Origin of the sequence: Exiguobacterium acetylicum (assembly GCF_019890935.1) — a bacterium.
Classification (GTDB): domain Bacteria; phylum Bacillota; class Bacilli; order Exiguobacteriales; family Exiguobacteriaceae; genus Exiguobacterium_A; species Exiguobacterium_A abrahamii.
In genome coordinates this window covers 1,816,942-1,831,933 of sequence record NZ_CP082333.1, presented here as the reverse complement: position 1 = coordinate 1,831,933, position 14,992 = coordinate 1,816,942, and the positions used below count along the sequence as shown (strand labels likewise).

17 protein-coding genes are annotated in these 14,992 nt (G+C 46.5%); 7 read left to right on the top strand and 10 right to left on the bottom strand.

What is annotated here, in order from left to right; all coding sequences use genetic code 11:
* Window positions 1-333: 333 nt before the first annotated feature.
* Window positions 334-585: a hypothetical protein gene (locus tag K7G97_RS09665; protein ID WP_029341919.1), complete on the top strand. Its 252-nt coding sequence runs from the start codon at window positions 334-336 to the stop codon at window positions 583-585.
* Between the two features lie 40 nt (window positions 586-625).
* Here K7G97_RS09665 and K7G97_RS09660 read toward each other — a convergent pair whose 3' ends face one another.
* Window positions 626-919 (bottom strand): hypothetical protein, encoded by a 294-nt coding sequence (locus K7G97_RS09660; protein ID WP_023468536.1) that lies wholly within the window; start codon window positions 917-919, stop codon window positions 626-628.
* Window positions 920-1,163: 244 nt separating this feature from the next.
* Complete coding sequence (locus tag K7G97_RS09655; protein WP_023468535.1) at window positions 1,164-1,877, bottom strand: YebC/PmpR family DNA-binding transcriptional regulator; 714 nt, start codon at window positions 1,875-1,877, stop codon at window positions 1,164-1,166.
* Window positions 1,878-2,011: 134 nt separating this feature from the next.
* Between K7G97_RS09655 and K7G97_RS09650 the strand changes: the two genes are divergently transcribed.
* Window positions 2,012-3,844 (top strand): glycoside hydrolase family 13 protein, encoded by a 1,833-nt coding sequence (locus K7G97_RS09650; protein WP_262415732.1) that lies wholly within the window; start codon window positions 2,012-2,014, stop codon window positions 3,842-3,844.
* Window positions 3,845-3,894: 50 nt separating this feature from the next.
* Here K7G97_RS09650 and K7G97_RS09645 read toward each other — a convergent pair whose 3' ends face one another.
* From K7G97_RS09645 to K7G97_RS09620, 6 genes are all read right to left on the bottom strand, one after another.
* Window positions 3,895-5,097 carry a DUF1015 domain-containing protein gene (locus K7G97_RS09645; RefSeq protein WP_223040464.1) on the bottom strand — a complete coding sequence of 401 codons (1,203 nt, stop codon included), beginning with the start codon at window positions 5,095-5,097 and terminating at the stop codon, window positions 3,895-3,897.
* A 14-nt stretch (window positions 5,098-5,111) separates the two neighbouring features.
* Entirely contained in the window at window positions 5,112-6,269 is a 1,158-nt protein-coding gene (locus K7G97_RS09640; RefSeq protein ID WP_223040463.1) for a phosphoglycerate dehydrogenase, read from the bottom strand.
* Window positions 6,270-7,334 carry a 3-phosphoserine/phosphohydroxythreonine transaminase gene (gene serC / locus K7G97_RS09635; RefSeq protein ID WP_223040462.1) on the bottom strand — a complete coding sequence of 355 codons (1,065 nt, stop codon included), beginning with the start codon at window positions 7,332-7,334 and terminating at the stop codon, window positions 6,270-6,272. It abuts the gene before it with no gap.
* A 124-nt stretch (window positions 7,335-7,458) separates the two neighbouring features.
* The gene (locus K7G97_RS09630) at window positions 7,459-7,824 is read right to left on the bottom strand and encodes a nuclear transport factor 2 family protein (RefSeq protein ID WP_223040461.1); all 366 of its coding nucleotides are present in this window, start codon (window positions 7,822-7,824) and stop codon (window positions 7,459-7,461) included.
* Between the two features lie 83 nt (window positions 7,825-7,907).
* Window positions 7,908-8,108: a cold-shock protein gene (locus K7G97_RS09625; RefSeq protein ID WP_023468529.1), complete on the bottom strand. Its 201-nt coding sequence runs from the start codon at window positions 8,106-8,108 to the stop codon at window positions 7,908-7,910.
* A 243-nt stretch (window positions 8,109-8,351) separates the two neighbouring features.
* Window positions 8,352-8,612, bottom strand: a complete 261-nt coding sequence (locus K7G97_RS09620; protein WP_055968430.1) for an RNA polymerase sigma factor — start codon at window positions 8,610-8,612, stop codon at window positions 8,352-8,354.
* A 144-nt stretch (window positions 8,613-8,756) separates the two neighbouring features.
* On the opposite strand from K7G97_RS09620, the gene K7G97_RS09615 reads away from it, so the two are divergent.
* The 5 genes from K7G97_RS09615 (at window position 8,757) to egtD (ending at window position 13,311) form a co-directional block, all read left to right on the top strand.
* Window positions 8,757-9,314, top strand: coding sequence for a GNAT family N-acetyltransferase (locus tag K7G97_RS09615; protein ID WP_055968428.1), 558 nt, complete (start codon window positions 8,757-8,759; stop codon window positions 9,312-9,314).
* Complete coding sequence (locus K7G97_RS09610; RefSeq protein ID WP_223040460.1) at window positions 9,301-9,807, top strand: NUDIX domain-containing protein; 507 nt, start codon at window positions 9,301-9,303, stop codon at window positions 9,805-9,807. The genes K7G97_RS09615 and K7G97_RS09610 overlap by 14 nt, the downstream gene beginning before the upstream one ends.
* A gap of 160 nt (window positions 9,808-9,967) precedes the next feature.
* Window positions 9,968-10,951 (top strand): GMP reductase, encoded by a 984-nt coding sequence (gene guaC / locus K7G97_RS09605; protein WP_195864874.1) that lies wholly within the window; start codon window positions 9,968-9,970, stop codon window positions 10,949-10,951.
* A gap of 123 nt (window positions 10,952-11,074) precedes the next feature.
* Window positions 11,075-12,355, top strand: coding sequence for an ergothioneine biosynthesis protein EgtB (gene egtB, locus K7G97_RS09600; protein WP_223040459.1), 1,281 nt, complete (start codon window positions 11,075-11,077; stop codon window positions 12,353-12,355).
* Window positions 12,355-13,311 carry an L-histidine N(alpha)-methyltransferase gene (gene egtD / locus K7G97_RS09595; RefSeq protein ID WP_223040458.1) on the top strand — a complete coding sequence of 319 codons (957 nt, stop codon included), beginning with the start codon at window positions 12,355-12,357 and terminating at the stop codon, window positions 13,309-13,311. The genes egtB and egtD overlap by 1 nt, the downstream gene beginning before the upstream one ends.
* Window positions 13,312-13,393: 82 nt before the next feature.
* Here the strand turns inward: egtD and K7G97_RS09590 are convergent, their stop codons facing one another.
* Together K7G97_RS09590 and K7G97_RS09585 are read right to left on the bottom strand one after the other, a co-directional pair.
* On the bottom strand, window positions 13,394-13,717 hold the full coding sequence (locus K7G97_RS09590; RefSeq protein ID WP_223040457.1) for a hypothetical protein: 324 nt from the start codon (window positions 13,715-13,717) through the stop codon (window positions 13,394-13,396).
* Window positions 13,718-13,759: 42 nt separating this feature from the next.
* On the bottom strand, window positions 13,760-14,878 hold the full coding sequence (locus K7G97_RS09585) for an NAD(P)/FAD-dependent oxidoreductase (RefSeq protein ID WP_223040456.1): 1,119 nt from the start codon (window positions 14,876-14,878) through the stop codon (window positions 13,760-13,762).
* Between the last annotated feature and the right edge of the window lie 114 nt (window positions 14,879-14,992).

Below are 14,992 nucleotides of genomic sequence, written 5' to 3'. Positions count from 1 at the left end.
ACGACCAAAAATGAAAAAGGGACGCGAACGCAAGCTGTCGAAGCTCGGAACTGTCCAGTAGAAGACACGATTCATTTTGTTCGTCGAAGATGTTTCTGAAACAAGTATAGCGTACTTTTTTCCTTCTTGCATGACGTGAAGCGTTGAAGCATAAGGGATAGAGCCATTTTCTCTCTTGATTATTAAATATGTAGGAACACGGCAGAAATAGGCTGAAATTTTTTTTGATTTTTTTCAAAAAACACGTGGATCCATGAGAAGAATGATTCAAACTCAAGGAACGCGGGTACATTTATCTAGAGCACAACTAATGATCATAGAGGGGGAACTTTCATGCGAGCAACATTCAAGACAGGTGTTATTTTAGGTGGTCTAGCAGCGATTGCGACAATCGCCTATCAACAATACCAACAACGAAAATCGACTTCAGATGATATTGACCATCGTCCAAGTGTCGACGCGAAACGCGATCCGGCTGAAGTCGGACTGACACAACTGGATTCCATTCATCGGGCAGATTGGCAAGCGAATGGATTCCCACAAACACACGCAGAACTCGAACGCCTCGAGCGAGAAGAAAATTAAAAAAGCACGTCTCTCGAATGAGAGGCGTGTTTTATGGTCATTAAGCACTTGTTGTGACTAGGGCACGTGTCCGTTCACTGTGTGCAGTATAAGAAGAGAGATGTTCGAATTGATAAAGCGTTAAGGTCGCTGTGCGACGTTGACCGGTACTCGATTCAAGCATTAAATAAGCTTCATTGAAGTCCGTACCACCACCATCATAACGGATGTGTGCCGTAATCGTTCGTCCATCTGTTGTCTGCATATAAATATCGTAACCTCCGAAATCAACGCGCTTAAAGCTAGTTGCCTCGCTTACGATGTGTTTGAATGTTTCAATTAAAGAATATGTCATCGTTCGTTCCTCCTTTTATTTCTTCAAAGCAAAATAAGTTATAATCAACTCCGAATATTACTATTCCCATTAAATTCAAGAAATAAACATCACAAATGAATCTTTTTTTGTTCTTGTTATGAAACGCGTTTCATACTTTATGATACATATAGACGGTGCGTGACCGATTCCGGGCGTTAACCGATAGAGAAACTATAATCAAAAAGACAAGGGGATGGTCGTGACCATCCCCTTGTCTTTTTGATTATAGTTCTACGTTATGGTAGACCTGTTGCACATCCTCAAGATCTTCCAGTGCATCGATCATTTTTTCGAATTGGGCGACGTCGTCTTCAGACAACGCGACTTCGTTTTGGGCGAGCATGACGAGTTCGGCAAGTGAGAACTCAGTAATGCCTGCAGCTTTCAACGCTTCTTGTACAGCATGGAATTGTTCCGGCTCAGCGTAGATGATGACAGATTCGTCTTCTTCGAGGATATCGCGCACATCAATATCCGCTTCCATCATCAATTCAAGAACGTCATCCGCAGTTTTACCTTCAAAGGCAAAGATTGCCGTCGCATCGAACATATAAGCGACGGATCCGCTAACGCCCATGTTTCCGCCATTTTTTCCGAACGCAGCACGAACGTCAGAAGCCGTCCGGTTAACGTTGTTCGTCAACGTTTCGACGATGACCATTGAACCGCTTGGACCGAACCCTTCATAACGCAAGACATCGTAGTTTTCTTCCGCTCCACCTTTTGCTTTTTCAATCGCCCGATCGACGATGGCACGTGGCACGTTGTATGTCTTCGCTCGTTCGAGAACGACCTTTAATGCTTGGTTTGATTCTGGATCGGGTTCACCTTGTTTAGCCGCTACATAAATCTCACGACCGAACTTTGCGTAAATCCGACTCGTATTTTTGTCTTTTGATGCTTTTTTTTCCTTAATGTTATTCCATTTACGACCCATTTCGTATCCACTCTCTTTCCGTAATGTCAGAAATCCGTGATTTCCTATGCGTTATCAGTATACCTTAAACTACCTGACAGACTGAACTAAAATGTCGGTGGAACCGTTGAATTTCTATTAAACACGTTTAAGCGATGTGGAAGAAAGGAACTTTACCGATAGAGAAATATCAATTTAAGGGAGAGTGGCAGAATTTGAACCAGGCTGGGATAGTTCATCGCGCATTATCACCGTTCGTTTATGCTTACGATCAAGAGACGGTCCATGTCCGACTCATGACGGCTAAAGACGATATTGAAAAAGTTGAATTGATATATGGTGATCCGTACGAATGGGAAGCGGAAAAAGAAGAAGACCGAGATTGGAATTTTGATCCGGAGAAAGAAAAATCATGGAAAGTAGAGCGGATGCCGATGCAACACAATGGAAGTGATGCGACGTATGACTATTGGTTCGTTGCAATCCGTCCAGAACGGAAGCGGGTACGATATGGGTTTGAGGTTCATGGCGATACGACAGCCGTTTTAACCGAGCGTGGCTGGTATGACGAAGCGCCACTCGATCATCCGGGCTATTATTTTTCTGTGCCATATGTTCATGCAACGGATGTCTTTGATACACCGGAGTGGGTGAAGGATACGGTCTGGTATCAAATTTTCCCGGAACGATTCGCGAATGGTGACTCAGCAAATGATCCAGCGGGAACGAAGGAGTGGGGAAGTGAAGCACCGGCTTTTCAGAATTTCTTTGGTGGAGATTTTCAAGGGGTCATCGATCACGTCGATCATTTACAACGTCTTGGTGTCACGGGTGTCTACTTCTGCCCAGTCTTTGAGGCACCATCGAATCATAAATACGATACCCTTGATTATCTGAAGCTTGATCCTGCATTTGGTGACGAGAAAACGTTCCGCAAGATGATCGATGTGCTACATGAGAACGGTATCCGCGTATTACTCGATGCCGTCTTCAACCATATTAGTGAAGACCACCCCGCCTTTCAGGATGTCTTAGAAAAGGGGCAAGATTCAAAATACGCCAATTGGTTTACGATTGGTTCCTTCCCAGTCGATCCATCGATTCCGAACTATGAAGTGTTTGCGTTTGAACGGAACATGCCGAAGTTAAATACTGCCCATCCGGACGTCAAAGACTATTTGCTTCACGTCGGACGTTACTGGGTCGAGGAATTCGGAATCGACGGCTGGCGTCTGGATGTCGCAAGTGAAGTCGATCATGCATTTTGGCGTGAGTTTCGCAAGGAAGTCCGGGCTGCGAACGGAACATGTTATATCGTCGGTGAATGCTGGACGGATTCGCAACCGTGGCTCCTCGGCGATCAATTTGATGCCGTCATGAATTACGGTTTGACCGAGAGCTTTTTGACTTGTTTTGCGACGGGCGAGACGAGCGTTCGTGATTTCTCACATGCAGTCAGCCGAAATTTAAACTGGCATTCTCAAAATGTTAACGAGGTCATGTTCAATTTGATTGACTCGCATGATACGCCGCGTGCATTAACACGTGCGAAAGGAAACATTGATCGGATGAAGTTACTCTTCGCCACACTGTTGACGTTTCCGGGTACACCCGTCATCTATTATGGTGATGAGATTGGAATGATGGGTGGGCAAGACCCGGCCAACCGTGCGTGTATGGAGTGGGACGAGACGAAACAAAACCGTGAGTTGTTCGATCACGTTGCGCAGTTGATCGCCCTTCGAAAACAGCATCCGGTTTTAGCAAATGCCGGAACGTATCATTTCCAAAGGATCGATGATACAAAACAGACATTTATTGTCGAGCGACGTCAGGGCGAACAGGTTTACTTGCTCGTCGTCAACGTCAGTGAAGAGGCGCAATCTCTTTCGCTTGAAGGAACGTATGAAAGTCTGTTGGATACAACGACGTTGTCGGGCACTATTCAAGTAGAACCTGTGTCGGCTCTTCTTTTGCGACACGTATAAGAAAAGCAAGTCGTGGATATCGCATCCGCGACTTGCTTTTTTGGTGTGCATTACGAATCAAACGGATGGATCAGTAAACCGCTCCGAAGTTTCGGTTCGAACCAAGTCGATTTCGGCGGCATTACCTCTCCGGCATCAGCCACAGCCATTAAATCTTCGATCGAAGTCGGATGTAAGTGGAAGGCGACAGCGGCATGCCCAGAGTCCACGATCTGCTCAAGACCGGCATACCCCTTATGACCACCGACGAACTGGATTCGTGCGTCCGTCCGTGGATCTTCGATACCGAGTAACGGTGTCAACAACTCTTCTTGTAAAATCGAGACGTCGAGATTCGCTTTCGTCCCGATTCGTTCAGAATCGTACGAAAGGGTATACCATTGTCGATTGAGATACATCTCGATTTGGTGAGGCTTCGTTTGTTCGGCACGTCCTTTTGTAATCGTAAAGCGATGGGCTAATCGTTCGAGGAAGTCAACGACCGATTGACCGTACAAATCTTCAACGACGCGATGGTATCCGAGAATCCGTAATTGATCCTGCGGGAAAGAGACGCCAAGAAAACGTTGGGCTTCCTCCTGGTCCGTCCGACTGGCAGCGATGGCTGCTGCTGCAGCGCGATGGTGACCATCAGCGATATAGAGAGCATCATGACGGGCGAACTGGCTCCCGATCGTCAACAAATGATTACGATCAGTGATTTTAAAAATTCGATGCGTCACTCCATCGACGGTGAAATCATATAGGGAATCGCCAGCAGTGACGGTCGTGACGATTGCTTCGAGTTGTGCATCCGTCTGGTGCGCCAGTAAAATTGGTCCCGTATGTGCTTGCAACTGTTCGACGTGTCGGACACGGTCGCGCTCTTTATCCGGACGTGTGAATTCATGTTTACGAATTTGATTCGTCTCGTAATCACTGACGGCAACACATCCGACGAAACCGGATTGTGTATGTGTCCCGTCTGACAATTGATAGATATAATACGTCTCGTCCGTGTCGAGCTGTAAAATGCCGTTTGTTTGACTCTCTTCGAAGGCAAGCGCCGCTTGCTGATAAACGCGTGGATCATCTTCAGCGATCAATGACGGAAGGGTGGCTTCTGCTTTATCGATCCGCAAAAAAGACAGCGGATGACGTCGAATCTCAGAACGTGCTTCTTCGCGCGAATAAACATCATACGGTAAGGCGGCAAATTCTGCCGCATATTTTGAGTCCGGTCGTAACGCCGCAAAAGGTTCGAAAGTTGGCATGGAGTTCACTCCTTTTAAAGTAGACGTGTTTTCAAGACGCCAGGAATCTGATTCAGTCGGTCGAGCGAGATTGATTCATCCGCATGGTTATCGATATCGATGATCGTATAGGCAATTGCATCTTTACTACCATTGATCATATTCGCGATATTGATCGACTCTTGTGCTAACACCGAAGCGATTTGACCGACCATGTTCGGAATGTTATGGTGCGCAATCGTAATCCGTCGTTTTCCAGTGAACGGTAACTCGACGGCTGGAAAATTGACAGCATTGCGGATGTTTCCTGTCTCAAGGAACAGACGCAGTTGATCGACCGCCATGATGGCACAGTTTTCCTCCGCTTCACTTGTCGATGCCCCGATATGTGGTAAGGCAATGACTCGGGGGAGGGACAAGATGAAGGCGTTCGGGAAATCCGTCACATAGTTCGCCAGTCGACCGGACCGGAGTACGTCTGCTAACGCTTGTTCATCGACAAGTTCGCCACGCGAGAAGTTGAGTAGGGTCGCGCCATGTTTCATCTTCGAGAAGAGTGATGCATCGAGTAAACCTGTCGTTGCGTCAACGAGCGGCAGGTGCAACGTGATATAGTCACTTGTCGCGAGAAGATCCTCAAGCTGTGTCGCCCGCTGAATCTGATTCGAGACGCGCCAAGCGGACTCGACGGACATGTGTGGATCATAGCCTGTGACGGTCATGCCAAGCTCGTGGAGAGTGTTGGCTAAGTTTGCCCCGATCGCCCCAAGTCCAACGATTCCGATTCGTTTCCCGAGTAACTCGGTTCCGACGAATTGTTTTTTGTTCGCTTCGATCCGCTCCGGAATATCCGGTCCGCGTAAGTTGTTCGTCCAAAGCAGACTCGGCACGAGCTTTCGCGCCGTCAGGAATAAACTACCGATGACGAGTTCCTTGACGGCATTCGCGTTAGCGCCTGGCGTCGAAAAGACGGGAATCCCGCGGTTTGCGAGTTGATCAAGTGGAATCGTATTGACACCGACGCCGGCTCGGGCGACGGCTTTAAGACTATCTGGAAAGCGCATGTCATGTAAATCCTTGCTGCGGACGAGAAAAGCGTCTGGTTGTTCCGTTTCTCGCTGAACGTGATAGTCATCTGTGAATCGTTTTAATCCTTTGTCCGATAAATCATTCCATAGTTGAATTTGATACATTTAACGTTCCCCCTGTTCAAAACGGTGCATGATGTGAATCAGTGCCGTAACTCCTTCGGTCGGCATCGCATTGTAAAGACTCGCGCGCATTCCACCAATCGAGCGGTGACCGGCAAGGTTGATTAAATCGTGACGCGCAGCAAAGTTCAAGAACGCAGCATCCTCCGACTCACTTCCGGTCGAGAACGGAATGTTCATCCGGCTTCGATCCTTGACGGCTACATGGTTATGAAAGAGATTGGATTGATCGATTGCTTCATATAACATGTGTGCTTGTGAGACGTTTCGTGCCGCGATCGTCTCGAGTCCGGTCTCTTCAATCCATTCGAGCACTAATTTCGTCATATAAAGACTGAATGTCGGCGGCGTGTTGTACAGAGACCGCTGTTTGGCATGGATGTCATACCGTAAGTAGGCGCCGATCGTGTCAGGAACACAATCTAGCAACGCGTTCTTCACGATGACGACCGTCAAACCAGCGACGCCAAGGTTTTTTTGAGCACCAGCATACAACACATCGAATGACTCGATTGGCAATGGTTCAGACAAAATCGAAGAAGAGACGTCTGCGACGAGTGGCACATCAACGAGAGGCGGTGTCTGATACGTTGTCCCTTCAAGTGTATTGTTCCAAGTAATATGCAGATAGTCGGCCGTTGACGTGAACGGACCTTCTGGGATGAAGCGATATCCGTGATCAGCGGATGAGGCGAGCACATTGACCGAGGCGTACCGTTTGGCATCTGCCATCGCCTTTGTCGACCAACCACCGGTATCGATGAAATCAACCCGTCCGGTCTTCGTTGCTAGATTTTGCGGTAACATCGCGAACTGAAGTGTAGCTCCCCCTTGAAGAAACAAGACGGAGTACGTATCGGGAATCGACATCAGTCTCCGTAAGGATTGTTCAGCCGCATCCCGAATCGATTCAAAAATCGGCGAACGGTGACTCATTTCAAGAACGGATTGTCCTGAATTTTCATAATCGAGTAACTCGGATTGAGCCTTCAATAAGACCGGGGCAGGAAGGACTGCAGGACCGGCAGAGAAGTTATAAACCGTCATGAGGAACACTCCTTCTTGAATTTTCAGAAAATATGTACCACTCAAGTGTAACGGAATGAAAAATGAGAAGCAATTCCAACTGACGATGAATGGAACATGAAAACAAAAACATCCCTTGAATCCGTTACGCCGGATCAAGAGATGTCAATTGACCAAAGTGCCATTTCCAACCATCTGACGTAGCACGATAGATGGATACGATCCGGAAACGACCAACGTATTGAGTTGTCCCGTATTCAAATCGGTCTTCTGTCAAACTATACTGGATTGCCGTATCTTCGAAATGATCAATGTATGAAAAATCATCGGTCCGGGATAACCAGCGGATGTTTGCAGGATCCACGTAATGATCGAGGTAGGTCTCGGCATCGAAAGACCGCCCTAACGCATCGATGAACGTAAATTCGGGAGATAATAGAGGCGAGACTTGTGATAAATCTCCTTTTAGCATAGCCTCTTGAAGGTGTTGCATGGTTTGTTCAAGTGTCATATTACATCTCCTTTCTTCCTGAATCGCTAGTGTAGCATATATAAACACAAAAAAGACCCTGCGTGAGCAGGGTCTAAAGGAAATTAAAGTTTTACAACGTTAGTTGCTTGTGGTCCGCGTTGACCTTCTTCAACTTCGAAAGAAACCTCTTGACCTTCGTCAAGTGATTTGAAACCTTCAGATTGGATTGCTGAGAAGTGTACGAATACGTCGTCTCCGCTTTCGCGCTCGATGAAGCCGAATCCTTTTTCTGCGTTAAACCATTTTACTTTACCTTGTTCCATGTGTATTGCCTCCTGCGTGTGACTGGCACACTGATTATTACTACCGTGATCAATTTCATCGAATATAAAGTGAAACACTTCGTATCTCCACCGAACAACAATAATTACTTAATAATATAGCATGCCTGTATCGAAAAAGAAAGGACAAAACAAAAAAAGAACAAACGAAGCTGTTCTTCTCTGAATAAAGCATACAATTAAAGGGTTCATTCTGCTCATGTCGAAAGAGAATAACTGATTCTTTCAACGAGTCGGAATATGTTCTCTTTTACTACTGAGTTGTCGTAATGTATGCAAAATGAATCCTTGAAAGTTCGGATAACGTGTCGGTTGTTCCCAAACAGTTCTGAATAGTTGCGTCATCGCGGAATGAATGAGTGCATCTTCCACTTGTGTGCGACGGAACAGAAGAAAGAGTGTTTTTTCGTAACGATCGTATAATCGTTCTAACGCGACAGGGTCGCGTTGTTTGATTTGATTGAGCAAATCAGTGTCTGAATACATAAGTCACTCCTTCTTCGACAGTTTTCTCTATAGTATGCTGTCACTGTAATGTAATGAAACTATTATGTAGATTCCCGCTACATGAATTATGAAACACGCAAACTTCTTGAACTAAAGATAATAATGGAAATGGAGGAGCGTTATATGTTTCCTGTATACATTCGTCCGTACATCTTGGAAGATGCAGCGGCGGTCCTTGAGGTGAACTTACGAAATCGTGATCACTTTGAATACTGGATGCCAATCAAGCCTTCACCAGAACAATACACGATCGAAGGGCAACGAGAACGGATTCATCGTCACCAAGAGTTGATGCGTCAAGATGCTTATTATGCGTATGGGGTCTTTTTATCCGAGACGGACCAGTTGATTGGGGATGTTTCGGCGATGTTCGTTCAACGTGGACCAGCGGAGACGTGCATGATCGGCTATCAACTGGATGCGGCCTTTTCAGGACGAGGATATATGGCGCAAGCAGTCGGATTGTTCGTCGATCATTTATTTGATGTCCACCAGTTCCACCGGATCCGTGCTGAAGTCATGCCGGAGAATATCGGCTCGATCCGTGTCCTTGAGAAAGTTGGATTTCGTAAAGAAGGAATCGCGAAACAAAATCTTTTCATCAACGATGCCTGGGAAGACTTTATTTTGTTTGCCCTATTAAAAGAAGATCGAGAGGAGTCAAAACATGCCAATCTCTGATTACTATGCTAATTTACGCCAACTTGTCGGAACGCAACGTCTTTTTACACCATGCGTCGCAGCAATCATTCGAAACGAAGCAGGTCACATCCTCTTTCAGGATCCAGGAGGTCCGTTTTGGAGTTTGCCTGCTGGAGCGATCGAACTGGGAGAATCTCCTGCGCAAGCAGTCATTCGCGAAGTCTATGAAGAAACGGGTCTATTCGTCCGACCGGTTCGTCTGATTGCGACCTTCGGTGGAGAGTCGTTTCGTTTGACGTACCCAGATGGAAACGAAGTTGAATACGTAGCGACGGTATTCGAGTGTGAGGTTGTCGGGGGAACGCTCGAAGCGATCGATGGAGAATCGAAACAACTGGCATATTTTCCAAAACAGGAGCGTCCTCCTCTAGCACTGCCTTATCCTGATCATGTGTTTGAAGCATCCGAAGCAACAAGCTATTTTGACTGGGAAGAACATTGGTTGACAGATTTACAACGTCAAAATCAGTAAAATCCGAACATTTAACTGGTGATATCTGAATAAAGTTCTTGAAAAACCTTAAAAATGCGAAAATTTCTTTGACACTATGAGGACAGTTCGTTATAGTAGTCAAGGGGCGAATGATTATCGCCAATATATTAAAAAATATTCGTAATTAGAGGTGTTATTCATGGATGTAGTATTCGATTATGAAGATATTCAATTAATTCCAGCAAAATCAATCGTTGGTAGTCGTTCGGAATGTGATACGTCAGTCGAGTTCGGTGGTCGTCGTTTCAAGCTTCCGGTCGTACCGGCAAACATGCAAACGATCATTGATGAATCGATCGCTTTGTTCTTAGCGGAAGGCGATTATTTCTATATCATGCATCGATTCGAGCCGGCTCGTCGTTTGGCATTCGTTCGCATGATGCAAGAACGTCAACTGTTCGCTTCAATTAGCGTCGGTGTCAAGGAAGAGGAATATCAGCTGATCGAACAGCTCGCAGCAGAAGGGCTGACTCCGGAATACATCACGATCGATATCGCACACGGTCATTCGGAAGCCGTCATTCAGATGATTCGCCACATCAAGTCGCTTCTACCAGCAAGTTTCGTCATCGCTGGTAACGTCGGGACACCGGAAGCGGTGCGTGAACTTGAGAATGCGGGAGCCGATGCAACAAAAGTCGGGATCGGACCAGGTAAAGTGTGTATCACGAAGATTAAGACAGGATTCGGTACAGGTGGTTGGCAACTCGCGGCACTTCGTTGGTGTGCAAAAGCAGCAAGTAAACCGATTATTGCGGATGGTGGGATTCGGACGCATGGCGATATCGCGAAGTCAGTCCGGTTCGGTGCGTCGATGGTCATGATCGGTTCACTCTTCGCAGGGCATGAAGAATCGCCTGGTGAGACACATGAGGTGGACGGAGTGCTCGTCAAGGAATATTTCGGTTCTGCTTCTGAGTTCCAAAAAGGGGAACGCAAGAACGTTGAAGGAAAGAAGATGTTCGTCGAGCATAAAGGGAGTCTTGTGGATACGTTGATCGAGATGGAGCAAGATTTACAATCGGCAATTTCGTATGCTGGCGGGAACAAATTGCAGGCGATTCGGACGGTCGACTACGTCGTCGTCAAGAACTCGATCTTCAACGGCGATAAAGTATATTAAAATGATCAGTTCGCTCTTAACGGGGCGGACTTTTTTTGTTTCTTTAGCATAACTCTTCCATAGGAGGGGTATACATCAAATGGACCAAAAGATTCGGAATATTTTGGATAGGGAGTGATTGACATGCTATTTGAAACGACATCGTACTTAATCGAAAAATTTGCCACTGTTCGTAACCAATCAATTGCCTTGATTGAACCGCTCGAAGCAGAAGACTTCATCATTCAAGCGAATTCAGACGTGAGTCCGCCGAAATGGCACATCGCTCATACGACCTGGTTTTTTGAACGGATGATACTACAGGAATATAGTGAAGACTATCGCGTTTTCCATCCGAAGTACAATTATCTGTTCAATTCATACTACAACTCGATCGGTCCTTACCAGCCTCGTCAACAACGAGGGATGTTGTCACGTCCGACCGTCGAGGACATCATTGCTTACCGGGCATATGTTGATGGACAAATGGTCGAGTTCTTGAAGGAAGAACGGACTCCAGAAGACCAACGGAAAATCGAAGCGTTAGTCGAGATGGGACTACAACACGAACAACAACACCAGGAATTGATCTTGATGGACGTGAAGTATAACTTTTTCACGAATCCACTGTTACCTGCTTATCAATCAAAGTCGTTGGCATCAGATGTGCCTGAAAATGCAGTCAAGGAAACATCGTTTATCCAATTCGAGGAAGGACTCGTCGAGATTGGTCATACAGGAGACGGATTTGCGTTCGACAACGAAAGTCCACGTCATAAAACGTGGCTGCATCCATTTGAACTCGCGACGCGTCCTGTCACGAACGGTGAGTATTTGGCGTTCATTGAAGCAGGGGGCTATGAAAAATCAGAGTATTGGTTATCTGACGGCTTTGCGACGGTGCAAAAAGAAGGCTGGAAAGCCCCGTTATATTGGATGAAGGATGACGCGGGAGAGTGGACGATCTTTACGATGAACGGTGTCGAACCACTTCGTCTCGATGAACCGGTCTGTCATGTCAGTTTTTATGAGGCGGACGCTTATAGTCGCTTTATAGGGAAACGCTTGCCGACAGAAGCGGAATGGGAATGGGCATCTCGCCAAGTCGATTCTGTCACGAAGCGTAATATGATGGGAAGCGGAGCCTTCCATCCGGTAGCCGTTGAAGAGTCAGAGACGACGCTTGCGAGCATGTTCGGAAACGTATGGGAGTGGACGTCGAGCGCTTATAGTTCATATCCAGGCAGTAAACCGCTCGAAGGAGCACTCGGGGAATACAATGCGAAGTTCATGTGTAATCAAATGGTACTGCGTGGAGGAGCGTGCGTGACGCCTGACGATCACATTCGCGAGACATACCGCAACTTCTTCCCGCCTGATAAACGTTGGTTATTTGGCGGCTTCCGATTGGCAGGTGACATGTGATGCGAGAGACAGTCATTGGCTACGATTTATATACGCCGCAACAAAACATGCGTTTAGAAGTCATCGAAGGCCTGATGCGAGAACAAAAGGTCTTACCGGCAAAATATTTTTATGATCATATCGGATCCCAATTGTTCGAACAGATTACGCAACAACCGGAATATTATCCGACACGGACAGAACTCGCCATCTTGGAGCAGCATCGTGCGGAGATCGCACGAAGTATCGGCGATGTGCATACACTGATTGAATATGGAAGTGGCAGCAGTCGAAAAATCCAGATGTTACTGGAGACATTTACACATCTCGACACGTATATGCCAATTGATATTTCAAAAGACTTCCTGATGGAATCTGCACGCCAATTGTCGGAACGGTATCCTGCGCTGCATATTAAAGCGGTCTGTGGGGATTACTCACAATCGATTTCTTTACCGGTCGAGGAGTCTCAAAAACGAGTCATCTTTTTCCCGGGATCGACGATCGGTAACTTTGAACCGGAGGAAGCGATGCGCTTCTTACGTCATTCCTCACGAATTCTTGAAACGGGAGATGGATTCTTGATTGGTGTTGATTTGAAAAAGTCTGTTGATGTGCTTGAACGGGCTTATAACGATGCAGCCGGCGTCACGGCGGCATTCAATTTGAACATGTTGACGCATTTGAATCAGATGCTCGAGGGAACGTTTGATGTGACACGATTCGAACATCATGCTTTTTATAATAAAGAAAAAGGACGAATCGAAATGCATCTTCGGAGTCAACTCGATCAACTCGTGCAAGTTGGAGATGTGACGGTTCCGTTTAAACAAGGGGAAACGATTCATACGGAAAACTCCTATAAGTACAGTAAAGAAGAGTTTGAGACACTTGCCCGTCAAAGCGGTTTTCATTCAGTCAATTGCTGGATCGATGACAATGAACGATTCAGCGTACATTATTTAGAAAAAATGTAACAGCGAAAAAACTAAAAATACTCCCGCTTGTAAGCTTCTGTGTAGAAGCGATGCAGGGGAGTATTTTTGTGGGTGAAAGCGTTTATTCGATTCGAGCGCCTTCCGGAATCGGATGTTCCGGTACGACGAGGATCGGCATCCATTGTTCCGAACGTCCGATCTCAAGCAACCGCCCCGACTCTTCAGGCGTACGACCAGGTACATTCAACACGGCAATCGCTTGTTTTCCAAGCAATTCATGGACATCCGGTCGTAGTGATTCCCAAGCGAGTGAAAAAGAACGCGTAAAGCCGTCGAATTGTAGTTCAAGCTGAATCGAGCCGTCTGTACGATGTGAAATCGACTGGATTGTACCAACACGGATATCTAAAGCATCGAATAATTCAAGAGGAACGATTGGTTTCATGGACAATGGTGTACTTCCTTTCAAAGTGAAGTATAGAGTGGGTCAGGAGTCGAGAGAGACGTAGGTCGGCTCATAAGTCGTCCATTCAATATCAGGTGTTTGATGACGTGCAAGCTTCGCTAATTGGCTACCGAGATAAGGTCCGATCGTCAAACCGGATGCACCGAGTCCGTTCGCTAAGAACACGTTTGGATGATCTTGAAGGGGACCGATGACAGGTAACGAATTTTTCGTATAAGGACGTAATCCGATGCGCAGTTCGTCAATCGTTGTTTCCTCGAGACGCGGTAAGACAGGTAAGGCGCGATTCAATAAGGCATGCATCCCCTTGACGGTCGGTTTCAAGTCATAGTCGGTCTGCTTTTCGTGTGTTGAACCGACGATCAGTTTCCCTTCGTGGATGGAGACGAGATATAATCCACGTTGTCCCATGACGACGGGCCATGTCGTTGATGTAGAGTCCGTCAAATCGAGTTGTAGGATCTGTCCTTTCTCCGGATGCAAATCGATTTTAAGCTCAAGCGGGCGGAGAAGATCATTTAACCAGACGCCCGCCGTTAAAATGAACTGTTCTGCCGAGTACTGTTCATTTTCCATAGTTATACCAGTGACGACTCCCTTGTCTACGACAAGAGAAGCATCTCCTTCTAGGACGGTCGCACCGAGTTCGACAGCACCACGAATCAGTGCAGCACACAAGGCACGTCCGTCAACGCGTGCACCACCGGAAACGAATAAGGCATCCTCGATCTGTTCGACGAGTGGAAAGAGCGTTTTGACACGATCTTGGTCCAGTCGTTCGATACGTTCGATGGCAGGAGCTTCCGGAAAACGGTTTTGCGCAATCGTCTCCATCTTTTCGATTTTTGATGTTTCGTGTAAGGCGATTGTGCCAACTTGCTGATAACCCGTACTGGTCTCACCGAGTGCTTCCAGTTCAGGAATCAATGTTTTGTAAAAATGAGCGCCGTTATTCGCTAATTGGTACCATGCCTTATTTCGTCGCTGTGTCATCCATGGACAGATAATACCGGCTGCCGCATGAGAGGCTCGACCGGGTTCTTTCCGATCGACGAGTAAGACGCGTTCACCAGCCTTCGATAAATGATAGGCCGTCGAGGCACCGAGAATTCCGGCGCCGATGATGATATGGGTGTACATGAAAGATTCAACTCGATTCTGTTCAATTGGAATATCTTTAATTGTAGCAGTAGAAGATCCAGGCGACTAGCGAGAGTAGGTATCGGATTAGCAGCACATCGAATGATGGGAAAT